The organism is Haloarchaeobius lipolyticus (genome assembly GCF_051208015.1).
Classification (GTDB): domain Archaea; phylum Halobacteriota; class Halobacteria; order Halobacteriales; family Natrialbaceae; genus Haloarchaeobius.
On record NZ_JBPKGF010000005.1, the window covers coordinates 77259 to 98442 of the forward strand.

20 protein-coding genes are annotated in these 21184 nt (G+C 62.6%); 10 read left to right on the forward strand and 10 right to left on the reverse strand.

Going from position 1 to position 21184, the window contains the following annotated elements:
* Positions 1-36 precede the first annotated feature (36 nt).
* Together ACSC1Y_RS15605 and ACSC1Y_RS15610 are read left to right on the forward strand one after the other, a co-directional pair.
* The gene (locus tag ACSC1Y_RS15605) at positions 37-834 is read left to right on the forward strand and encodes a DUF8081 domain-containing protein (RefSeq protein WP_435335864.1); all 798 of its coding nucleotides are present in this window, start codon (positions 37-39) and stop codon (positions 832-834) included.
* 482 nt (positions 835-1316) lie between these two features.
* Complete coding sequence (locus ACSC1Y_RS15610; protein WP_435335865.1) at positions 1317-2477, forward strand: hypothetical protein; 1161 nt, start codon at positions 1317-1319, stop codon at positions 2475-2477.
* Between the two features lie 101 nt (positions 2478-2578).
* Here the strand turns inward: ACSC1Y_RS15610 and ACSC1Y_RS15615 are convergent, their stop codons facing one another.
* Complete coding sequence (locus tag ACSC1Y_RS15615; RefSeq protein ID WP_435335866.1) at positions 2579-3706, reverse strand: hypothetical protein; 1128 nt, start codon at positions 3704-3706, stop codon at positions 2579-2581.
* A gap of 507 nt (positions 3707-4213) precedes the next feature.
* Here ACSC1Y_RS15615 and ACSC1Y_RS15620 point away from each other — a divergent pair.
* A complete protein-coding gene (locus ACSC1Y_RS15620) occupies positions 4214-5359 on the forward strand; it encodes a Fic family protein (protein WP_435335867.1) in 1146 nt (381 codons plus the stop codon).
* A 287-nt stretch (positions 5360-5646) separates the two neighbouring features.
* On the opposite strand, the gene ACSC1Y_RS15625 is transcribed toward ACSC1Y_RS15620, so the two are convergent.
* The 4 genes from ACSC1Y_RS15625 to ACSC1Y_RS15640 form a co-directional block, all read right to left on the reverse strand.
* Entirely contained in the window at positions 5647-6930 is a 1284-nt protein-coding gene (locus ACSC1Y_RS15625; RefSeq protein ID WP_435335868.1) for a dicarboxylate/amino acid:cation symporter, read from the reverse strand.
* 154 nt (positions 6931-7084) lie between these two features.
* Positions 7085-8257 (reverse strand): outer membrane protein assembly factor BamB family protein, encoded by a 1173-nt coding sequence (locus ACSC1Y_RS15630; protein WP_435335869.1) that lies wholly within the window; start codon positions 8255-8257, stop codon positions 7085-7087.
* A 28-nt stretch (positions 8258-8285) separates the two neighbouring features.
* Positions 8286-10286 carry a hypothetical protein gene (locus ACSC1Y_RS15635; protein WP_435335870.1) on the reverse strand — a complete coding sequence of 667 codons (2001 nt, stop codon included), beginning with the start codon at positions 10284-10286 and terminating at the stop codon, positions 8286-8288.
* Positions 10283-11179, reverse strand: a complete 897-nt coding sequence (locus tag ACSC1Y_RS15640) for a hypothetical protein (RefSeq protein WP_435335871.1) — start codon at positions 11177-11179, stop codon at positions 10283-10285. Before ACSC1Y_RS15640 ends, ACSC1Y_RS15635 begins: the two co-directional genes overlap by 4 nt.
* Positions 11180-11533: 354 nt before the next feature.
* Between ACSC1Y_RS15640 and ACSC1Y_RS15645 the strand changes: the two genes are divergently transcribed.
* The 3 genes from ACSC1Y_RS15645 (at position 11534) to ACSC1Y_RS15655 (ending at position 13263) form a co-directional block, all read left to right on the forward strand.
* The gene (locus ACSC1Y_RS15645) at positions 11534-12433 is read left to right on the forward strand and encodes a DUF7537 family lipoprotein (protein ID WP_435335872.1); all 900 of its coding nucleotides are present in this window, start codon (positions 11534-11536) and stop codon (positions 12431-12433) included.
* A 13-nt stretch (positions 12434-12446) separates the two neighbouring features.
* Positions 12447-12668 carry a hypothetical protein gene (locus tag ACSC1Y_RS15650; RefSeq protein ID WP_435335873.1) on the forward strand — a complete coding sequence of 74 codons (222 nt, stop codon included), beginning with the start codon at positions 12447-12449 and terminating at the stop codon, positions 12666-12668.
* A gap of 373 nt (positions 12669-13041) precedes the next feature.
* Positions 13042-13263, forward strand: coding sequence for a hypothetical protein (locus ACSC1Y_RS15655; protein ID WP_435335874.1), 222 nt, complete (start codon positions 13042-13044; stop codon positions 13261-13263).
* A 62-nt stretch (positions 13264-13325) separates the two neighbouring features.
* On the opposite strand, the gene ACSC1Y_RS15660 is transcribed toward ACSC1Y_RS15655, so the two are convergent.
* Positions 13326-14612 (reverse strand): polysaccharide deacetylase family protein, encoded by a 1287-nt coding sequence (locus tag ACSC1Y_RS15660; RefSeq protein WP_435335875.1) that lies wholly within the window; start codon positions 14610-14612, stop codon positions 13326-13328.
* Positions 14613-14705: 93 nt separating this feature from the next.
* On the opposite strand from ACSC1Y_RS15660, the gene ACSC1Y_RS15665 reads away from it, so the two are divergent.
* Entirely contained in the window at positions 14706-14975 is a 270-nt protein-coding gene (locus ACSC1Y_RS15665) for a hypothetical protein (protein WP_435335876.1), read from the forward strand.
* A gap of 1 nt (position 14976) precedes the next feature.
* Here ACSC1Y_RS15665 and ACSC1Y_RS15670 read toward each other — a convergent pair whose 3' ends face one another.
* The 3 genes from ACSC1Y_RS15670 to ACSC1Y_RS15680 all read right to left on the reverse strand — a co-directional run bounded on the left by ACSC1Y_RS15670 (position 14977) and on the right by ACSC1Y_RS15680 (position 17663).
* Positions 14977-15741 (reverse strand): cupin domain-containing protein, encoded by a 765-nt coding sequence (locus ACSC1Y_RS15670; RefSeq protein ID WP_435335877.1) that lies wholly within the window; start codon positions 15739-15741, stop codon positions 14977-14979.
* Positions 15742-15843: 102 nt separating this feature from the next.
* Complete coding sequence (locus ACSC1Y_RS15675) at positions 15844-16902, reverse strand: alpha/beta fold hydrolase (protein WP_435335878.1); 1059 nt, start codon at positions 16900-16902, stop codon at positions 15844-15846.
* 275 nt (positions 16903-17177) lie between these two features.
* Entirely contained in the window at positions 17178-17663 is a 486-nt protein-coding gene (locus ACSC1Y_RS15680; RefSeq protein WP_435335879.1) for an Lrp/AsnC family transcriptional regulator, read from the reverse strand.
* Positions 17664-17819: 156 nt separating this feature from the next.
* Between ACSC1Y_RS15680 and ACSC1Y_RS15685 the strand changes: the two genes are divergently transcribed.
* Positions 17820-18791, forward strand: coding sequence for a DMT family transporter (locus ACSC1Y_RS15685; protein WP_435335880.1), 972 nt, complete (start codon positions 17820-17822; stop codon positions 18789-18791).
* A 110-nt stretch (positions 18792-18901) separates the two neighbouring features.
* On the opposite strand, the gene ACSC1Y_RS15690 is transcribed toward ACSC1Y_RS15685, so the two are convergent.
* The gene (locus ACSC1Y_RS15690; protein ID WP_435335881.1) at positions 18902-19666 is read right to left on the reverse strand and encodes an Lrp/AsnC family transcriptional regulator; all 765 of its coding nucleotides are present in this window, start codon (positions 19664-19666) and stop codon (positions 18902-18904) included.
* A 178-nt stretch (positions 19667-19844) separates the two neighbouring features.
* Here ACSC1Y_RS15690 and ACSC1Y_RS15695 point away from each other — a divergent pair, with 178 nt between their 5' ends.
* Entirely contained in the window at positions 19845-20045 is a 201-nt protein-coding gene (locus ACSC1Y_RS15695; protein ID WP_435335882.1) for an HVO_0649 family zinc finger protein, read from the forward strand.
* A 194-nt stretch (positions 20046-20239) separates the two neighbouring features.
* Positions 20240-21094, forward strand: a complete 855-nt coding sequence (locus ACSC1Y_RS15700; RefSeq protein WP_435335883.1) for an alpha/beta fold hydrolase — start codon at positions 20240-20242, stop codon at positions 21092-21094.
* The last annotated feature ends 90 nt before the right edge of the window (positions 21095-21184 follow it).

The window sequence follows — 21184 nt, forward strand, 5'->3', positions numbered from 1 at the left end:
TGTACCGTTGAAGTCTTGGCCCCAGAAGTGGTGCCTATGACAGAGGAGAGGTCGCAGCCTCGGCAGTGGCGGTTCCAGGATGGCGAGCTGGTCGAACCGGCTGCTGGCTCGCACGACGATGACCCAACACGCGCCGACCCCGTCGTCCCGAACGAACGTACTGGCTTCAGCGTTGCCGTGAAGCAAGGTGCTCTGGACGCGAACCAGACGCTCGCCCGGGACGTCGATTCGGTCGACGAGGTTCTCGAGTTCGGCTCACGAGCAGAGGCCGAGGCCTACGCCATCCAGCTATCGGCAGGCAGTGGTGGTCTTCGGGTCCAGGCTGCAGCTGGCAACGACCCGACGGGTGTCGACGCCTACCTTCTGGCGGCACACGCACCCTCCATCACCGAACCCGCCACTACCGAGGGAGAGACCTGGACCTTCGACGTCGGTGCGAACCTGTACGGCACGCTGGGAGAGGCGGTCATCGTCGACGGCGCCAAACCACACGCCATCGAGCATTTCGTTCGTGAGGACCTCGCCGTCTCCGAGGACGAGCTCGAGCAGGGACTACGCGTACAGGTCGAATCCGGGTGGCCGATCTGCGTGGAGACCGGCGAGGGAACGGAGACGTGGGTACCCGACTGCGTCGTCGAGGTACACGATGGCTGGAACGGGCCGGAACTCGCGAACTACTACGCCGAGATCAAGACCGGGGATGCCTCGTTCCAGCGCTCACAGAGTGCGGTGATGAAGGCGCTGGCTGTCGACGAACGAGTCCTGAAGATACGGGTCCGAATCGAGGACCTGCCCGACCAGTACGCGGTCAGGATTCAGGAGGTTGGAGAGTAATCTGCACCGTCGGGTGCTCAACTCAGAACGGTACGAGCAGGCTGACGAAGCCAAGCAGCGAGAGCATCGCCCCGCCGCCGATGCCCCGGACGATGGCGGGGCTGTTCGATAGGCGTCGAGCGTCGTCTCGAGCGAGCCGTCCTCGACGATGGGGTCCACGACGGTGAGGCGGCGAGCGCTGGATCGATGGCGCGGTTGCGCCACGTCAGCGCAGCAATACCTGCGCGACGGCGACAGCGACTAGACGCAGGCCTGCACCGACGCACCAGCGCATCGGCGCACGGGTGTGCAACTGACGCCGGCGCGCCACGTCGCCGACCTGTCGACCACTATCGGGTAGCACCACGACACGAAGGGCAATCAGCTCTCAACCGACTTCTCCTGCGACTGAAGTCGTGGGCTTTCCCCCGACTTTCGGGAATCCATGAACGCCCAGCAACCGATGCACGGCTTATTTGAGCGGCCCAGCGAGAGGTAAGCCAATGACCGACGCGTTCGCCGACAGGACCCTCGCCGAGCACCGGCGTGTTTTCGAGAAGATATGGTGGCAGAACCCCGAGCGACAGAACGCGACCTCCTCGTCCTGGTGGTTCTTCATTCTGTTCCCGGAGGGCGAGGAGGGCTACGGTCCGAGACAGCTCATGTTCTCGGTCGCTGCCTGCGCGGGTGACCAGAGCCGTGTGAACGACCTCCCGCCGCAGGGAATGGACGCTGACCGCTCCGTCGTCGACGGTGTGGACCGGTTCAAGGCGACGACGGTCGGCTGGACCGGCGACGACGAGGAGGTCCACGACCACGTCGTCAGGCAACCCGCCGAAGCGGTGCTCTCTCGCGAGGACCAGCGTCTCGAAGCCTGGGCAGAACGCGAGGACGGTACCAGACGCGGAAGCGAGATCGAAGCGCTCTCGGACCGCCCGCTCGGTCTGCGAGCGCACATAATCGGTGACGACGCCGAAGCGGAGTTCGAGGCGTGGGGCGACCTCGACTCGAAGATGACCTCGCCACACCACTCGCTGGATATCGACACGCCGCTGGGTGGCGCCGAGGTCGTGGCCTGGCGCCGGATGGAGTTCGAAGGGGAGTTCGACCTGCCCGACGGCCCCGAGACGCTGTCCGGGGCGTGTTACTTCCAGCGCGTGTGTTTCGACATGCCGCTGGTACCCTGGAAGTGGGTCTGGGCGGTCTTCCCGGACGGGACCTCGTTCTCCGTGCTGGTCCCGTTCCTCGGCCCACAGCTGTTCCGACGGGGCTACAAATTCTTCTCCTCGAACAGACTCGAACGCCTGACGATACCCCTCCGACAGGACGGGTTCTGGAACTGGGGCTCGAAGGACGGGCACGTCGAGTTCGATCGGGTCACCGTCGAGCCACTACTCGGCACCGGCGAGCACCCTGACTTCGACGTCCGCGTCGAGAACGACGAGGGCGATTACGTCCGGTTCGTCGCCCGGACCTATGGCCACGCGCGAAACTGGCTCGACCGGCCGAGACTCGGTGGTCGGATCCCGTCTCACTGGAGCTACAACGAGTTCATGTTCCAGATGACCGGACTCGCCGGACGCGTCGGCGATACATCGATCGACGAGGAGTCGATGGGGACCGGATTCGGAACGTTGGAGTACAGTACCGGACTGGGTCTCTGACTCTCCCACGACTTCTGGCGTGGGCTTTCTTCTCGAATCGGTGTGAACAACCATCTCTCAACGGCGATAGCGGATCTTCGCCCTTCAGGACGGGGAGGATGTCAGAGGACTCCTTCCCACCGATATTCTACCAAGACGAGGCTCCGCGCAGACCAGTAGAGTGGTCGCCGGTCCCCAGTCTCCGTCACCACGCGGTCGGGGTCGAACTCGTAGTACCCCTTCACCCACCCTCCCACGCAGTGTCCCCGCCCCCGATATCGCCAGCTGTCGCTGCACTCGGTCCCCGGCTCGCCACACTCGGGGAACGACCGCGATTCGTCCCCCTCCATACTGGCGACGATCGCTTGCAACTCCGCCACCGACACCGTCTTGGACACCTTCGGAAACTCGAGGGCTTGCCAGTCGGTCGTGGTGACGATGTCCCTGACGGGTGCCGGAATCTCGCTCGCCCGTCGACGGTTCCCGCTCCTCGGGGCTGCCGTCTCCGAACCGTACACGGTGATGGTCGCCGTCTCGTTCCACTCCAGCCACTCCGTGGCCGCCGCGAACGACGAGAAGTCCGGTGGACCGGTCGGGTCACGCCCCTCGAGCTCCCGCTGGACGCACCTCGCTCGTGCGAACAGCTCCGGCGTAACCGTCCGTTGCTTGGGGTGGTTCAGCTCCGCGTACGGAAGCCAGCGATGCCCACCGCCCAGCCGTTCGACCCGTCTCTCGATTCGTCGAATAGAGTCCGGGAGGTTCGTGGTGGGCCCCCAGCCGTCTGGTGGTTCTGCCTCGTAGTTGCCCGCGTAGACTAGGACCTGCGCCCCCGTTCGTGCCTGTGCACAGGTGGTATCGAACGACACGTCTCCAGGAAATGCTGTGAAGACCATCGGGAACGTGTCGACGTCGACGGTGGCTCGCTTCGTCGTCCCCGGCTCGAAGGCGCCGAGCGGTACGTCCAGTAGCTGTCGCTCGCTCGGGCCGTACCCGACCAGATGCACGTCGTCGTAGTTCGTGTAGAACGTCTCGCGTTCCTGGTCTCCCCAGTCCCAGTTGTCCGGGCCTCGATGGAGTACCTCGACCTCGCCCCGGAATCCAGTCTCCGTCTCCTCGAAACTGGGAATCGAGAGCCGAAGGTAGTCGTCGAAGCTCGACCAGCTGGACGCACAGACGGTGCATCCGGCGATGGAGGCTAACCCCATGCCAGCCATCGCAGCCAGTAGTTCGCGGCGGTCGAGCCCTTGCACTGTGCCCCGTGCGGTCTGCATGGTCAAAAACCTGACCGCTCCTCTGGCCTGTATGCGTGGTCACATCGGGTAGGTGGTAGTATCTGGTGGTGAGTTACTTCGATCAATGGTTCGGAATCGTGAGGGGCGATGCAAGGAGGCTGTAGTTACCTCACGGATTTGAACAATCGTCTCCGTGGGGTAAGTCTGCGACGTCGCTCTCGGAGTCACCTATCCGGCCACCTACACCGAGATCACTGACCTTGCGAACTGCTCTCCAAAAACGTCGCGAAAGAGCACCTAGATGGGTCCCAGTAAATGTGCAATAGCGTCGATATCGTGACACAGTAGCCCGAGATTCACGGCCTTAGTATACCCTTTCATATACTCACTACATACATGGCTCGTGCTGGCGTTCGCGCGTATACTATTCGCGTTTATCTTACCACGATAGTGCTCGCATAGCTCCTCCGTATACCTACTATAAAAACAACTATACCAGTAGGGGCAGATAGTGGCACCACTGCAATGCCGACGAAAGAGCTTCCTGAGGATGCACCGGGAAAATACGTCCCCTCACATCCGAATCCCTACTACTCTCCAGAGCCGCTCCCAGTAGAGCCGAAGCTCGAACTCTCCGAACGGACGCACGAGCTGGTGGCCGATGCAGCGTATCAAATCGGTCGTGTCGATGGTATCAGCTCGACAGTCGACTTCTCCGCAGTTCTCTACACCTCTCTCATCCGTATCGAGGCCGTCGAGTCCGCACGCATCGAAGGGGCAGACGTCGCGTATCAAGACGTCGAAGCATACCACACGAAGCATCCTGCAGGCGGGGCCGGCACGACGATCGAGAAAGACCTGAAAGAGGCCCTCAATTACGAAACTGCACTCACATACGGACTCGACAGAGTCGAGAGCGGAGCGTCGATAACGCTCTCGCTCATCAAAGAACTTCATTCGATGCTGCTCGAGGATGTCCGGAACGAGGGTGACGTCGTCGGTGACTTCCGCGACCATATGGTCCATCTCACGAGCCCGCAGCCAGGACAGCGTCCGTTCGTCCCACCGACGCCGGAGGGACTCACTGGCCTCATGCACTCACTCGAGTCGTACATTCAAATGGGTGGGCAGTACCACCCGCTCGTCGACGCCGCTATCATCCACTATTTCTTCGAGACAGTGCACCCCTTCTCGGATGGGAATGGTCGACTCGGTCGATTGCTCATTATTCTGTACCTGGCGAGCGAAGGGTACCTCGAAAGTCCATACATCTACCCGAGTGCGTACTTCAATCGTCACAAGGTCGAGTACGTCGAGCGGATGCGTGCCGTGAGTGAAGACGGTGCGTGGGAGGAGTGGCTCACGTTCTTCCTCGAAGGACTCCGAAGTCAAGCTGAGACGTCGTACGACCGGACGCACCGACTACGCGATCTCCAAGCGCGCTACGAGAAAGAGTATCCGGGCAGCACGAATACGGACACGTTCGCTCGGCAGTTACTCCAGTATCCGTACTTTACGGCACCAGACCTCGTGGAGTATCTCGACGTCTCACGTCGGACCGCCTACAAGGTCGTCGACGACCTCGAATCGGATGGCCTCATCGAGGAGGTGACCGGTAAAGAACGCGGGAAGGAGTACAAAGCAGTCGAGGTGTTCGACATCCTCGAATGAATTCTGACGAACGGGTGACCCCGCAGGCGATACCGACCACTGGACCATCGGTCGCGAACTCGATCTCCCCGGGTCACCGTTCTAGTGCCCGGCTCAATCGCTTCTGTCAGCTGCGTCCTTCGAACAACGTCATACCGTGCTCGATTTTCCGTAACCATCCCGTTGTGAACGGTGCGGCTCCGATGTAGTCGGCTCCCCTGTCTGACCCTACCGACGCCCGTGTGGTTCAACCGAAGTTCCTCCCACGAAGGAGCGAACACTAGATACGTCGATGAAAGACCGGGTCCTCAGAAGGGAAGACTCGGGGCTCGGTCCCAGACCCCGCTCTCGAAGTCGACGGCGTCGTTCCACTTCCCGACGAGCGTCGAGACGGCGAGGTCACCGGTGACGTTGTTCATCGTCGCGATACGCCCGAGAATCGGGTCGACGCCGGCGACGAAGCCGACGACCTCCAGCGGCAGGCCGACCTGATTGAGGACGACCGTCAGCATGATGAGGCCTGCCCCGGGGACGCCCGCGGTCCCGATGCTGATGAGCACCGCGACGACCAGAACGAGGACCTGCTCGGTGAGCGCGAGGGGTTGGCCGACGACGTTCGCTGCGAACATCACCGTCACCGCCTGCCGGATGGCCGCCCCGTCCATGTTGGCGGTCGCCCCGACCGGGAGCGTGAACGAGTAGATCGGTTCGTCGATCTTGAGGTCTTCCTCGGCGTTTCGCATCGTCACCGGGAGCGTCCCGCTCGAGGACCGCGTTGCGAACGCGGTGACCATCGCGTCCCGCGCACCAGCGAGGAACGCGAGCGGCGAGACCTTGCCGAGCAGCCCCATCATCACGAAGAGGTAGGTAACGACGACGTGGATGACCACCGCGACGGCGACGGCGACGACGAGCATCCCCAGCGAGGTGAACGCACCGACGCCTTCGGTCCCGAGGCCCGCCGCCATCAGCGCGAACACGCCGACGACGCCGTACTCGAGGACGCCGCGGACGACGACGAACATCGCCTCGGTCCCCACCTCGAACGCTTCGAACAGGGAGTCGACGCTGGCGGCGTACTCGTCCTCGCGGGCACGGACGTACGTCAGCGCGATGCCGAAGACGATGACGAAGAACACGACCGCGAGCAGGTTCCCTTCCGCCAGCGCCGCTGCGGGGTTCGATGGGACGATACCGAGGACGACCTCGGTCAGCGCAGGCGGCGCTTTCGAGTCGGCGCTCGCCTCGACCAGTTCGACCCCGCGACCGGGCTGGAGGACGTTCGCAACGACGAGGCCGATGATCCCGGCGAGGGTCGTCGTCACCGCGTAGAGGCCGACCGTCGCGCCGCCGATGCGCCCGAGTCGCGCCGGCGAGAGTTGGCGGATCCCGGTCAGCAGCGTGAAGACGATGATCGGGATGACCAGCATGTCCAGCAGTCGGAGGAACAGGTCGCCGAGGGGCTGGACGACGGCCATCCGGTCTCCGAAGACCAGGCCGGCAGCCGACCCCAGAAGGAACGCGACGAAGATCCGATACACCAGCGGGATGGCTCGATACCGTCCCCAGAGCGATCGTGCAGTAGCGCGCATATCTGGTGTAGCTACCCCGGGGTTAAACCCCTCAGTGTAGTGTCTGTTTCTGCAGGTAACCGTGACGGCCAGGTCGGCGCTGTGTACCACGTTCACCCCACGGCCCCCGGACTCCCGGTCGAGAACCGACACCTCCGTTCGAACCGCCTCGGGGTCACCCGAGTCCGTACATGTTCCCGTCGATGTCGGTGATTACGACCAGCCCAGAGAGCACGGCCGGCGTCGCTTCGATGTCCGTCGGGAGGTCGATCGACCACTGTTTCGACCCATCCGTCGCGTCGAAGGCGTAGAACGTCCCGCCGAGTCCGACGTACACGGAGCCGGCAGCGACGGCTGGACTGGCCTCTGGAAGGCCGACGTTCGTTGACCACTGTTCCTCTCCGGTTGCTGGGTCGAGAGCTCTGAGTTTCGTCGACTCGAGCGCCGTCCCGGAGGTCACGTAGACGGCGTCGGCGACGGCCGGTGCCCCGAGTGTCTCACGCCACTTCGTTGGGCCCTGCCACTGCGTTTCACCGGTCTCGGCGTCGAGTGCGAACGGCTGGTCGGCGTTGGCGTAGACGACATCTCCAACCACTGCCGGGGCCGCTTCTATCTGCGCGCCGAGATCACGGCGCCACCGAAGCTCTCCGGAGGTGGCGTCGAGTGCGTACAAATTCCCGTTCTCGTGGCCGGCGAAGACCGTCCCGCCTGCGACGGCTGGCGGTGCCTTGAACGAATGTTTCTCGGTCGCTCCGGCGTCGTACTGCCACTGAACAGCGCCGTCGTCGACCGAGATTGCACGAATCACACCGTCTCCGCCTGCAGCGATCAGCGTGTCCTCTATGACTGCTGGTCCATTGCTGCGACCGACCATGGTGGACCAGCGGATGGACTGGGTTTCAATGTCGACAGCGTGCAGCTTGGGACCGCCACCGACGTACACAACCCCATCGTAGACGACGGGGTTGTACCCAGTTCCGTCAAGCGGCACGGACCACAGTGGTTCACTGGTGTCAAGATCGAAAGCCCGTAGCGTGTTCGGGAAGCCAGCAGTGAAGATCGCTCCATTGGCGACTACGGCAGAGCCGACGGTCGTCTCTCCGACCGAGTGAGACCACCGAATTTCGGGACACCCTGTGACTCCTTCAGCCGCCGGATTGGTCCCGGTGTTACTGCTATCGAAGTGAGGGCGCGGCCAGGACCCTGTCACCGGGGAAGACTTCGACGCACCACTGGAGTTCGAACTACATTGGACGCTGGCCTGGTTTGACCAGCCGAGGCCACTGCAACCTGCCAGGCCACTGACCAGGGCAGTCACGAAGGTGCGTCGTCGCATTGGTGGTCTCATTTACAGAGTGAGCTATTTTAAATTACCATTACGAATGGTCCATCTCGTTGTCGAACGGGTTCCGTGGATAGTTCGGCATGACAGAATCGATTTCCTGGTCCGAGAATTTCGGACCCTCGCGGTCGATACTTCCAGATTGAAGGAGTGGACCGAAGCTGTGCCACCAATCGATAATCTCTAATGCATATCCCCCAACGGTGGTATACGGATTCCATTTCAGGAACGTCTCTATGTCTTCGACGAGCCGATCGACATCTTCGTTGTTCCGACCAAGTACGTGGGCCATGTAGGCGATTTGTGGCGCATAGTACGGTGTGTACAATCGAGTGGCAGCCTCGTAGAAGAAGGCGAGCAGATTGATATTGATAAGATCGCGTTCACCGTACGGGAGTGGAGTCGTCCCGACACGTTCACGATCGAGGTAGAGAGCGTGCTTCGGGAACATACTGGCGTCCCACATCCGGACGAATCGACGACCGTCAGCGAGAACTACGAGGTCGAGATACGTGAAGATGTTAGGAGTAACTGACAGGAACGATAACAGAGGATTGAGGGCCTCTTTTACCACTCTATCGGCGAATCTCGGCAGGTCAGAAATGTCTCTTCCGAACCCATCAAGTTCCCAGCCGAGCGTATCGACCAAGAATTCGAGCACGTCCTGTTCGAGGAACTTGTTGACAATTGCTTTCCCATAGTGCGCGTATCCGCCAAAGATTGTCGATACGCGAACTGCCTCAGTCCCGTCGACTTCGATGATCTCCTTTGACCAGTAACGGGGCTTGTATCCTCCGTCAACGACTGGTCCTCCGACGTCCTCTGGATCAAGACCTCTGATTTCCTCCTGTTCGAGAATACTTTTCGAACAGTGGCCATCGAACGAGATATCGATCGACTCCCGAACGATGGAACCGTCAGTGGTGTCAAAGGAAACGTCCACATGGTTATTAATTCGATATCGATTGAATTCTTGATCCGGGAATTCCTCTACTTTCGCGGCGGGCTGGAGAGCGTCATCAAGATCGAGAGCCGGTTTGTCGGCGATCATGTCTCCGGCCATCCAGTTATCGAGTAGCGGTTTCGCTCGTAGTTTGAATACGTCCTGCTCCCAACTATACTGACCGAAGTTACCGAAGTCCAGGGTAGTGCCGAGGTCGATATCGATCGTGTGATCATCAGGTAATACGCTCATCAGGGCGCTGTTGAGGGGATGACCACCGTCTGTAGAGTTCTCGTTTCCACCGAGAAGAACGCTTAGTGCCGTGGCGGAGGCCTCTACAGTCTTTGTCGCTGGCCCACCGGATGCGCTGGTAGCGTACGAGAGTTCGTTTCGGAGAACCCGCTTCGTCCCCCGCCCGCTCGACCACGGCCACTCGAGGGTCTGGGTACTGGCGAGCACAGTGCCATCGCCGTAACTGTACTCAATGGCGGTCGGCCCGTATTGAGATCGGATTATCGTCGTTGCGTCACTGGGAATGTCTTCGAGGGTTCCGTGCGCCGAACTACCCCAGCCGTCTAGCGCGGAGTCAGAGACGCCCTCAACGAGCGGGTGGTCATCAGCAACGATAGACAGGTAGTTCGAGCCTCTCCTTGATGCGGTGAGGCCACCTGGGGCAATTGACTGGCTGGTCACACCAGAACACGGCCACCCTGAGTACGTGAGGTGGGCAACCAGTGTGCCACCTGTCTCGACAAAGGATTCGATCCGGTCTCGATGCTCATACATCCGTGAGTAGTACGAGTAGCTCTGCGTGGACGGGATGACGACCACTTCGTAGTCACTCAGGTCCTCGTTCTCGAGGGAGTACGAGGTCGTGACCCGGTACTGCCGGCCCAGCTCATCGAGTGCGCGTTCGTTCCCGGGCGCTCTCCACGGGTTACAGTCTTTGACGATGAGATACTGTTCACTGTTCTCGGCAGTGCTGGCGGTCGAGACACTGTTGCTGCTACTGTGTGGCTTGACCTTCTTCGGCTTGATCCGTTCTGGCGGATTGGTACTCGAGATTTCATCGTCGGGGTTCAAGAGACTCATCCGAGACCACCTCCAAACTCGAAGGATTGTCCGTCGATGGTGTATCGGTACTGCTGGTCGCCAAGTATCTCGAACTGATACTCGATACTGGAGCCATCGTCGAACTCGAGAAGACCGCTCTCACTCGAATCGGTTCTGTCGATGGTGGTCAGCCCGGTGAAGCTCCCTCTTTCGAGTTCGTGCTTCCGGACACGCTGTGGCACCACCCTCTTGACAATTTCACTGGCATCTGCCGAGAGGAACATCTCACCAAAGATGGCGATTCCTCGGTATTCGTACGATCGTGCGTTCCCACGACCTTCTCCCTTCCGTTCGGGGGGATGTTCGGTCGGGTACCACGAAATCGTGAGCCGCTTCGGGTGTTTCCGGGCCTGCGCTGAAATCGACCGCATGTCCCAGTACAGTGTCGTGACCTCTCCCTGTTGGACCTCGAACTGATCCGAGGAGACGACACCACGCGCATTGGATTTCTTCTTACCTTTCTTCCCACCCTTGCTCGAACCTGATCCACCGTTGTGATGGTACTCGAATTGAAACGTGAGCGATGAGTCGCCAGAGAGGTTCGCGGCGAAGACGTCGGCGACGAGGTACGGTCGGTTCGTGAAATCCGCGTTCTTCACCGACTTCTTGTTCTCAATCATCGGATGAGGGTCGCCATCCACAGCGACACCGAGTCCAGTTTCCCCCTGTATGACGGACTCGAACTTCGACTGCGGGATCGAATCGAGCGTGTTCCCACCGCTCGTCTTCCAGACGCTCGGTTCCTCATGATTCGGGAGGAGTTCGGTCGTACTCGTTTCGGACTCAGCCAGCTGGGCTGAGACTGAAGAGGGGATTCCCACGATACCCACCATACCCGCTGAAAGTACTGCTTCCCGTCGTGTCAATTCCATATGACAAGTAAAAATCCATTACGACCGATAAATAGCTGCTGGCCATCCGCAGTCCAAATGTCTAACAGTGATTCTATGGCACCAATTGCCCTTGAACTGGCCGCTTAGCACGTGATTCTCTCGGGTTGAGTAGCATAGACTCTGAAACTGTAGGACCAAACAGTGTCGTCAGGAGGGGCCGTCGTTGGTCCATCCGGAAATGTGTGTACGTCGAATCACTGGGTAGCGTCCACCCCGGGGCGAGGGGTGATGGTTGGATGGGTCTGAGCACAAATCACCCCACATCTTCGAACCACTTACGAGAACTCCACATGGGGATATCCACTTATGCTGCTGCACGCCCTCGACGTGGAGATGAACGCTCCGACACGTCCGACCCTGTCGCTCCTTCTCGTCGCCGTCGTCGTCCTCGCCGGTTGCACGGGTGGGGCAGCACCGAACGATTCCGTGGGTGAAACACAGCTCACCGACTCGGGGGAGCCGACGACGGATACCGCCGCTACCGGGTCGGCCGGACCACAGGCAACCTCGACGAGTGGCGACTCGTCCGCAGGCACCCAGTCGCATCCCCTCGCGTCCAAGCGACTCTCGTCGACGCACCCCACGTCGCTCCAGAACGCCCAGAACTTCACCCTGGAGTATGCGATGGACCTGACCCAGGAGACGTCGATGGAGACGCAGACGATCCAGTTCGACTGGACCGTCCGGGCAGACCTCTCGACGGGTGCACAGTCCATGGAGGGGACTCTCGCTGGGGACGCCTTCACCGGTGGGGACAGCGACTCGCCCATCGAGATCGGCCTCTACGTCTCCCCCGACGGGACCGCGACCCAGCGCTCCGTGATCGGTGACACCGTCGACATCCAGCAGGTGAGTGCCGACGACGTCGACGTCTCGACGTACCTGACGGCCATGAACGCGACCGCGGCACTCGACGCCGATGCCGCGAACTTCACGTACGAGGGGCCGACGACGGTCGACGGCGAGACCCTGTACGTCTACAGCGTCTCCGACCTCGAACAGCTCTACCTGCCCACCGAGCAGGCCGACACCGAAGCGTTCGACGATAGCTCAGTCACAAGATTCGAACTTCGCCTCCTCGTCGACGAGAGTGGCACCGTCCGGGAGATGCAGTACGACCTCGAAGTGACCGAAGACGACTCCGTGATGACTCTCCAGTTCGAGCTCTCCTACAGCGATATCGGGACGACCGAGGTCGAAGAACCCGACTGGCTCGACGCGGCTGGGGAGTAAGGAGACGCTAGTCATGGACCGAGACCGGGGCCCCACCAGTGCACCCCACCTCACAGGGGGTGGACAACGCATCGTCACAGACCTGGTCGACGCCGTCGTCGTCGCCCTCAATCCAGCGATGCGGCAGTTCAGACGTCTCGCGAACCCGAGCGAGCACGAGTATATCGTCACCGTCGACGATGGCGTTCCATCGTCGTTTACCTGTCCCGCCGACGCGAACTACGCCGGACCCTGAACGCACCGTATTGCCGTCGCGTTCCGACAACGGGTGGTGGACGGGGCGGTACGGAAACCAGCCACGGATGCTGACCATACGGTCTCCGTTTGCGAACAACGTCTGCTGACGGGCGTATCGAGGCTGCCGACTGCGCCTGCACCGTACTCGGGGACGGCATCGCACACTGGCAGTGTTTCCCCCACTGGGAGGACCATCGACCGGTGAGAATGAACGGACCTGGCGAATCCATTTCCCTGTCTCGCGTGCCTTCACCGAAGGGAGTCTCGACAGCGAACCCAGAACTAGCGGTTCTTCCGGTCCCGGCACAAACCGCGTAATCGCAGTACCGCTTATAGGTTTCCAGTACAAACAGGGGACCAAGACCTGGCCAATGGAGGGCGACCAAACCCCGATTCCGCCGTATGCTGAGAAGGCGCTTGCTGTACTACAGAACGTTCAACCCGAGAACCAGGTGGGAATCGACGAGCAGACAGCACGGTCGGTCCTCCAGGACGCCGGCTTCGTCCGCGGCGACATCGCGTCGGCGATCGAGGTGCTCGAACTCCGTGGCTACATCTACCGCGTCGACGGCCAGATTCGCATCACCGATTGACTGGCTGGGCCGAGTCGGTGGCGATCGTTACTCTTTCCTCGTGAGCTAGGCTGGAGAGACGGTCACCAGCCGTCTTTCGGCTGGAACTTCCCCGGAATCTGTGAGAGCGTGATGGTCTCGACGTTGGCGTCGGCCAGGTAGGCGGCGAACTTCTCGAACTGCTCCGGCGTCACGTCGAGTTCACCACCCTGGCCGATGCCGTGGAAGGTGAGGATGGAGAGGTCGTTGTAGAGGCCGGCGAGGTCGACCATGGTCTGCGCACGCGGGATGTTCGAGGCGTCTCCGCGCGAGATGGTCATCGGCTCCGTGATGTAGCCCATCGCGGCGTTACGCGGACCGAAGAAGCCCATCCCCATCTCGTGATGCTGGCTCACGAACTGGGCGATCTTGTTCGTGTACAGGCCGTATGGGTAGGTGAACGTCTTCGCACCCTGCTCGAAGCCGTGGTCGACGAGCCACTCCTTCGCGCCGACGATTTCCCGTTCGACCTCGAGCCGGCCAGCATTGAGCAGGTTGGCGTGGTTCGCCGTCTGGGAACAGAACTCCCAGCCGTAACTCTTCATCTCGTCCATCTGCTTCAGGTTCAACATCCCGTCGTTGCCGACGTGGTTGGTGACGACGGCGGAGGTAGCGGGGATGTCGTACTGCTTGAGCGTCTGGTAGGCGTGGGTGTAGTCGGAGGCGTGTGCGTCGTCGAAGACGAGCGCGACGTAGCCCTTATCGGGTGACGGGACCCGCTGGAGGCTGTCCAGCGCGATCTTCCCGCCCGAGCCGGCTCCTTTCAGGGTGAAGCGCATCTTGGTGACCTTCCCGAGGTTCGGGAGCCCGGAGAGGTTCGTCGCGCCGAGGTCGAGACGCTGCCAGAAGCCGCTCGTGGACTTCCGGATGGACTTCGCGAACGTGACCGAGTCGCTCTCGCTCTCGTTGAACATCTCGATGGAGAGCACGGCGTGTTTGTCAGCCTCGAGCTTGACCGCCATCGAAAGGTTCGTGTTCGTGAGGTCGGCCTCGACGGGCCGCTCGATGACCGGCTCTTTGTCCTTGCGCGTGAGCAGCGCGGCCTGTTCGGAGTCCTTGTAGGTGCCGTCTTTCAGCGCCTCGAGTCTACCGGCTTTGACCGTGAACTTCGTCAGGTCGGTGAAGTCCTCGATGACCTCTGGGTTCTTCGGCGGTGTCGAACCGCCAGAGTCAGTCGTGGTCGACCCGCTGGCCGTGGTCGTCGTCGTTCCCGCGTCGGTGCGCGACGTAGATGGACTAGAACTGCCGCCGCCCATGCACCCGGCGAGACCCGCCAGCGAGCCGAGAGCGATCGTCTGCAACGCGCGGCGCCTGGTGGTGTCGTCTTTCATCGCCCGGCCCTTGGGGAGAGTACGGTAATATTATACGCAGGGTAAGTTTGGCGTAATTGTTGGATACGTGTTCTATTACCGGCGGTCAAACCGGTGCAATCGACAGCCGGCATCTACCTGAATCCGACATCATCTCGTCGGAGCCGAAAGTCGGCACAGCTGCTGTCGCTGACCCTCCATCTCGCCGCCCAGCTGCACGGTACCGGCTCGGTCCTGACCCTGTACGGGCTCGACGACACGGTTCTCGACCTGTTCTACAACACGCTCGGCGGGCTCCTCGTCGCGCTGTTCGGAACGGTGTACCTGACGGGGGTCGCCGATGAACTCGCCGGGCGGCTCGAGGCAGGTCGCGCGAAGCGCTAGGTCACTGCCGTTCGAGTGCCGGCGCAGGGACGTGAACGACGCGCGGTTCGGAACCCGTGAGCCAGAGGAGATAGTCCTGTTCGTCGTCGCTCGGGTTGACGTCGCGGTGGACGAGTCCTGCGGGGATGTGGAAGAACTCGCCGGCACGGGCGAGCCGTCGCTCGTCGTCGCCGTGGCCCCACTCGACGTACCCCTCGCCGTCGATGACGTACCCGAACACGTCGTTGTCGCCGTGGTGGTGCCAGCTCGACTCGATACGGCCCTCGGCGTGGCCACGTATCTGCTGGACGGGCGCGTCGGGGAACGGCGTCAGTCTGGTCAGGTTCGCCAGGTTCCCCGTGGGCGTGAGGTCGCCGGTGTGAGCGACGGTCGGGCCCTCGCCACTGATGCCTGCGCCAGGCCCTTCGGCGACGACGACCCGCACACCTGACCCGACGAGCGCGACGAGCGCGACCAGCTCCCCCTCGCCCGCATTGACCGTCCGGTAGGTCGTGCCGGCGGGGAAGGTGAAGAAGTCGCCAGTGCCGGCGGTCTGAGCGAGGGCACCGTCGGCACCGTACTCGAACCGAGCCCGTCCGACGAGGACCACTCCGTACGCGTCGTTCGAGCCGTGTGAGTGCCAGCCGGAGCGCCAATCACCGTCGACCCGTGTCCGAACCAGGAGCACCCGGTCCGTATCGAAGACGGTCTCCCAGGTCACCCCCGGAGGAGCCACGGGGGATGGGGTCAGCTCTCCCGCACCGATGACCGTCACTGTGCTGTCCACACCTCTGGTAGGCCACGCTCCGAGATGAGCGTGTAGCTGCCTTCCGAGGCGGCTAACGTCGTCGTACCCGCACCCACCTTCAGTCCGCGACGGTCCCCCGCGTCAGCTCGCGGCGGCAGCCGCCCCGTGCGCTTCGAGCCAGTCGCAGACCCTGGGCCAGAGTTCGGCGTGGGCGCGTTCGCCCGTCGAGAGGCCGATATGGTCGGTCGGAAAACCGATGGTCTCGACGTCTGGGAGCGTCTCGACGAACGGGAGACCGGCAGCGGCCGGGATGAACTCGTCGTCGGTCCCGAGGACGGTCAGGACGGGCATCTCCAGTGCGGCCCTGTCGACCGGCCGGCCGCCGACGGTGAGACTCCCCTCCATCAGCCGATTCTCCCGGTAGAGGTCGACGAGGAACTGTCCGAACAGTGCCCCGGCGACGTCGACGCAGTCGGCTCCCCACTCGAGCCTTCGCAGCCGATACCGCAAGGAAGCGGGGTCGTCGAGGTGGTCGGCCAGCCGTAGATAGCGTCCCAGATGGTACTCGACGGGGTCGGTGAGCGTGAACCCGACCGCGAGAGCGTCGCCGCGGGCGTTTCCGACGGTCTCGACGAGCGTCTGCGGGTCGCGGGCGGCGGTCGTATCCGGCAGGTCGAAGATGCCGCCCTCGACGTCGAAGTTGAGGACGGGTGCCAGCAGCCCCAGCGTCTGGACGCGCTCGGGGTACAGCGCCGCGAATATCGCGGCGAGCGTCGCCCCGGAGCAGTAGCCGAAGAGGTGGACGGCGTCCACGCCAGCACGTTCGCGAACGACGTCGACGCAGTTGGCGAGATAGCGCGTGACGAAGTCATCCAGGTCGAGACTGGTGTCGAGTCTGGAGGGCTCGCCCCAGTCGACGAGGTAGACGTCGAACCCCCGCTCGACGAACTGTCGGACCACACTGCGGTCGGGCTGGAAGTCGAGGACCGACGGGCGGTTGATGACGGCATAAACGAGCAAAATGGGGACGGTTTGCCGTCGGCTTCCACGGGCCTCGTAGTGGTGCAACCTGACCTTGTTCTCGGTGTAGACTACCTCGCTGGGGGTCGCTCCACCGGCCGCTGGCTCGTCTGTTGACGGGGTCCGGTCCACGGTCGGCCACCACGGCGATGGCCAGCTGGTGACGGGTGTGAATATCATATAGCTAGTAGATGGTCGGGCTCGAACGTATCCTTTCGCCGTGGTTCGTCGGTGCCGTGGTCGCCGAAACGTCGACCGTTTTCGGTGTGTACCGACGCTGTGGTCCCGTCTTCATCAACCGGCGCAACCCCGTAATCACCCATCAACCGGCGCAGCCCCGTAATCACCCATCAACCGGCGCAGCCCCGTAATCACCCATCAACCGGCGCAGCCCCGTAATCACCCATCAACCGGCGCAGCCCCGTAATCACCCATCAACCGGCGCACCCCCGTCCTCACTCGTCGACGAGGTCCGCGACGAGCTGGTCCTCGGAGTACTGCTGCAGCGGATAGTGACTGTCGAGTTCCCGGTCGATGACGAACGTGGAGTTGGTCCGGGCGACGTCGTCGAGTGCCTCGAAGTCGGAGATGAGCCGTTCGACGCTGTCGCTGTCGGGCAGTCGAGCGAGCGCGATGAAGTCGGTCCCTCCCATCGTGAAGAATACCTTCGTCACGCCGTCGATGGCCGCGATGGCCTCGCCGCTGTCGGTGTGGTCCCGGTCGTCCTTGGTGAATACCTCGACGATGATGGTGACCCCCAGCCCGAGTTCGTCGAGGTCGAGGTCGAGCCGATCGTTCGTGATGATGCCCGCATCTCGCAGGTTGTTGAGCCGGTAGTGGATCGTCGAGATGGGGATACCCGTCGCGTCGCTGACCGCCTCGGTGCTGGTCGTCTCCAGGTCTTCTATCGACTTCAGTATCTGGATATCTTTCTCGTCCATACAGGGGCATCTCGGTGAAATATTGTAATAACTTCGAATAACTGGCTCTCGCTCGCCAGGCGTTCGAAACTGCTGCAGGAACTCCCCGAAGCGTCCGAGCGACTGCCGCTGAAGCTCGTTTATTGGGGTTTCAGCCGGTAGCACAGTCCACAACAGATGCGCTCGTCACTCCGCTCACCGCGTCGGGTGCCCCCCGGGCTGGCCATCGTCGGCCTCGGCCTTCTCTGGGGCGCTGCATTCCCGGCCATCGACGCCGTCGTCTCCGAGATCCCACCGCTCACCGCCGCGGCCATCAGGTACGCCGTCTCCGGCTGTATCGTCCTGGCGTATGCGGCCGCGACGACCGACCGTCTCGTGCCCAGGAGCCGTCGCGAACTCCTCGGTATCGCCGTCGTCGGCAGCTTCGTCTTCGGCGGCTACCAGGCCGGGCTCTACCTCGGGACGCAGTACGTCTCGGGTGCCGTGGCCTCGGTCGTCGCGACCATGGCGCCGGTGCTGGCGGCACTCGTCGCAGTGCCCATCCTCGGCGAATCCCGCGGGCTGCTCGACCTCGGGGGATTCGTCCTCGGCGTGGCCGGCGTGGTGGTCATCGCCCAGCCTGCGCCCGGGAGCGGCTCGCTCTCGACGACGGGCCTCGGTGTCGGCCTCGTCTTCCTCGGGGTGGCGATGTTCGCCATCGGGTCGGTCTCCGTCCAGCTGTTCGACGAAGGGCTGCCGACCGAGTCACTCCAGGGCTGGGCGATGCTGGTCGGGGCGAGCCTGCTGGTCGCCGGCGCCGTCGTCCGTGGGGAGAGCCCCCCGTCGCTCGTGTCGGTCTCCCCCGTTGCCCTCGGCTCGCTCGTCTACGTCACGCTCGTCGCCGGCGCTGGCGGCTACCTGCTCTACTTCCGGCTGGTCAGCCACGTCGGCGCCACCGAGACGACGCTCGTCTCCTACATCGAGCCGCTGTCAGCCACGTTGGTCGCCGTGGCGCTATTCGGAGAGCCCGTCCGGGCGACGACGGTCGCCGGCTTCCTCGCCGTCGCGGCAGGCTTCGCGATCGTCAGTCGGGAGACGATGCGAGCGCTGGTCGGCTCGCCGGGACGGGGCGCCGAGGGCCAGGCAGTCTCGAGCAATCGCGGGAACTGAGTGGACGCGGGAACTAAGCGGGCCCGCGACGGGACTGGACCCCCGCCCGCAGAACGAACCGAACTGCTCGCCGTCGAAAGGCCGTCAACCGGCTGTGCGTGCCCTCGCCGTTACGGCTGGTCGGCGGCACGCGTTCTGCCGTCGAACGCAGCCACCAGACTCGACGGGAGTTCGCCCCGCGAGAAGATAGAAACGACGTCGCCTGCCCGGATCCGGGTGTCGCCGTTCGGAGTGATTCGCTGGTCGCCCCGCTCGATGCTGACGACCAGGACCGCGTCGGACAGGAGACCGTTCTCGCTCGCAGTTTCGAGCGTCTGCCCGTTTATGTCTGCGTCCTTCGAGACGGTGAATTCGACTACTTCGGCGCCGCCGATGACGTTCTGGAAGCCTCGGACGGAGGACTGTGGCTCGTCACTGTCCGGCGCGAACGACTGGTGGGGACGGAACGACTCGTTCCGGACGATATCCTCGCGCTTGATGGTCGCACCGAGGTTCGACAACTGGTGGGCGATGCGGTCGATATCGTCGGTGTTCTCGCCCACTGCGGTGATGAGGAGGTTGTCCTGCCCCGCGAGCAGCTCGCGGACGTTCACGACGCCGTGCGTCGCCAGGGCGTCGGCTGCGATGGCAGACCGTTCGCTCACGGGAACCGTACACGTGAACTGCGTCGTCACCTTCCCGTCAGTGGCCTCGTAATCGATGTCGGCGTGATAGCCGCGGATGATGCCGTTCTCTTCGAGTTGGCGGATACGATTCCGTATCGTCGCCGGGGTTACGTCGACCTCCTCGGCGATCATCGGCGCCGACGTGTTCCGGGCGTCGACGCTGAGGTGGTACAAGATCAGCTGGTCGATCTCATCGATGCGGTAACCCATAGTCACTGTACTTCGGGTCCGATGAAATGCATTACGCACCACAGGTGAGCCGGCCGTCGAGCACGTGATCCCCGATCGCAGCATGTTTGTCGAAACCCCACGAGTTGGGCAGCCGAATTTTCGAACCAAAAATATGGGCCCATCAAATTTTTCTACTACCAACCAGTACGGGATGGTGATGACAGAGAACGGACGGTCACCGATGGAACGTCTCAGGCTGCATTACGACCACCAGGAACTCACGTGCCCCGAGTGCGGGTACGAGGACGAAGACGGCCACTGGGAGAGCGAGACGAACGGAAGGGAGGTCCACTACCATCACCGCTGTCCCCAGTGCGATGCCGTGAGAGAGCACACCCTGTCCCTATCGAAGGATTGACGCCGCCACTCGTGAGGGCAGCGCCACCAGAGGCGTCGGCCGTCTCGAATCAGCCAGTCCATCACTCTGGACGGTGGAATCGCAGCGGTGGAATCGGAGACCCGTATTGCCGAACCGCATTGCCTGACCATGGGTAAACCCCTCGTGTCTCGCAAGCCGGGTCTTCACGTGCGGTGGTCGAGTACGGGAAGACGATGACTACTCTCGAGCTAGATGGGGCGACTCACTGGTACGACGATAGAGGCGAAGGCCCACCGATCGTGTTCGTGCACGGCGGCTGGAGCAACGGCGACGCCTGGACCGAGCAAGTCGAACACTTCGCAGACGACCATCGAGTGATCCGGTACGACGTCCGTGGACACGGCCGGACCGGCGGGTCGGAGCAGAGTCCGTACTCCATCGAACTCTTCACGGACGACCTCGAGCGGCTCCTCGACGAACTCGACGTCAACCAGCCGTTCCTCTGTGGCATCTCGCTCGGGTCGATGGTCGTCCAGGAGTTCCTCGACCGCTATCCTGACCGCGCCGCGGGTGCGATACTCGCCGGCCCGGTCCGGTCGATGCCGCCGGCCGACCTCCCCGGCTGGATGAAGCCGCAGGTGCCGACGCTGTTCTCGCTCGACGTCTCGCTCGCCACCATGGGCCCGCGGTCGACCTTCGTCACCTTCCTCAACGGTATCCAGGCGACGACGGGCGAGCGCTGGCTCTCCGTCGACCCGTCGATACGGCGCTCGATGATCGACAGCGCCGCGAGGGTCCCACCCCGGGAGTTCCGGAAGATCTTCATGGCGCTCTACGACTACGAACCGCCCGAACTGTCGCACGTCTCAACGCCGGTTCGCATCATCTACGGTGAGAAGGAGGCGGAGCCGGTCAAGCGCCAGGCACAGGATATCGTCGAGATGGTCGACGACGTCGAACAGACCGAGATAGAGGGCGCGGCACATCTCGTCAACCAGGACGCGCCGGAATCGTTCAACGTCGTAGCCGGGAACTTCATCCGCGGTTTTTCGAAGGAGTGGGCAGCCGCTGTCGCTGGGAACCAGTAGCGACCAGCAAGGAACCAGTGACCGCGTGCGGGCCACCCATCGGGGTCCCGGTTCTTCCCTGCACGGTATCTGGACTGCGACGTGAACCGC

What these genes read in the sequence shown, in the direction of transcription:
- ACSC1Y_RS15680 (WP_435335879.1), bottom strand. Translation starts at nt 17,663, where the DNA reads ATGGACGAGAAAGATATCCAGATACTGAAGTCGATAGAAGACCTGGAG.
- ACSC1Y_RS15685 (WP_435335880.1), top strand. Translation starts at nt 17,820, where the DNA reads ATGCGCTCGTCACTCCGCTCACCGCGTCGGGTGCCCCCCGGGCTGGCC.
- ACSC1Y_RS15695 (WP_435335882.1), top strand. Translation starts at nt 19,845, where the DNA reads ATGACAGAGAACGGACGGTCACCGATGGAACGTCTCAGGCTGCATTAC.
- ACSC1Y_RS15650 (WP_435335873.1), top strand. Translation starts at nt 12,447, where the DNA reads ATGGACCGAGACCGGGGCCCCACCAGTGCACCCCACCTCACAGGGGGT.
- ACSC1Y_RS15660 (WP_435335875.1), bottom strand. Translation starts at nt 14,612, where the DNA reads ATGAAAGACGACACCACCAGGCGCCGCGCGTTGCAGACGATCGCTCTC.
- ACSC1Y_RS15620 (WP_435335867.1), top strand. Translation starts at nt 4,214, where the DNA reads ATGCCGACGAAAGAGCTTCCTGAGGATGCACCGGGAAAATACGTCCCC.
- ACSC1Y_RS15690 (WP_435335881.1), bottom strand. Translation starts at nt 19,666, where the DNA reads ATGGGTTACCGCATCGATGAGATCGACCAGCTGATCTTGTACCACCTC.
- ACSC1Y_RS15700 (WP_435335883.1), top strand. Translation starts at nt 20,240, where the DNA reads ATGACTACTCTCGAGCTAGATGGGGCGACTCACTGGTACGACGATAGA.
- ACSC1Y_RS15645 (WP_435335872.1), top strand. Translation starts at nt 11,534, where the DNA reads ATGAACGCTCCGACACGTCCGACCCTGTCGCTCCTTCTCGTCGCCGTC.
- ACSC1Y_RS15640 (WP_435335871.1), bottom strand. Translation starts at nt 11,179, where the DNA reads ATGGAATTGACACGACGGGAAGCAGTACTTTCAGCGGGTATGGTGGGT.
- ACSC1Y_RS15655 (WP_435335874.1), top strand. Translation starts at nt 13,042, where the DNA reads ATGGAGGGCGACCAAACCCCGATTCCGCCGTATGCTGAGAAGGCGCTT.
- ACSC1Y_RS15610 (WP_435335865.1), top strand. Translation starts at nt 1,317, where the DNA reads ATGACCGACGCGTTCGCCGACAGGACCCTCGCCGAGCACCGGCGTGTT.
- ACSC1Y_RS15630 (WP_435335869.1), bottom strand. Translation starts at nt 8,257, where the DNA reads ATGAGACCACCAATGCGACGACGCACCTTCGTGACTGCCCTGGTCAGT.
- ACSC1Y_RS15605 (WP_435335864.1), top strand. Translation starts at nt 37, where the DNA reads ATGACAGAGGAGAGGTCGCAGCCTCGGCAGTGGCGGTTCCAGGATGGC.
- ACSC1Y_RS15635 (WP_435335870.1), bottom strand. Translation starts at nt 10,286, where the DNA reads ATGAGTCTCTTGAACCCCGACGATGAAATCTCGAGTACCAATCCGCCA.
- ACSC1Y_RS15675 (WP_435335878.1), bottom strand. Translation starts at nt 16,902, where the DNA reads ATGATATTCACACCCGTCACCAGCTGGCCATCGCCGTGGTGGCCGACC.
- ACSC1Y_RS15625 (WP_435335868.1), bottom strand. Translation starts at nt 6,930, where the DNA reads ATGCGCGCTACTGCACGATCGCTCTGGGGACGGTATCGAGCCATCCCG.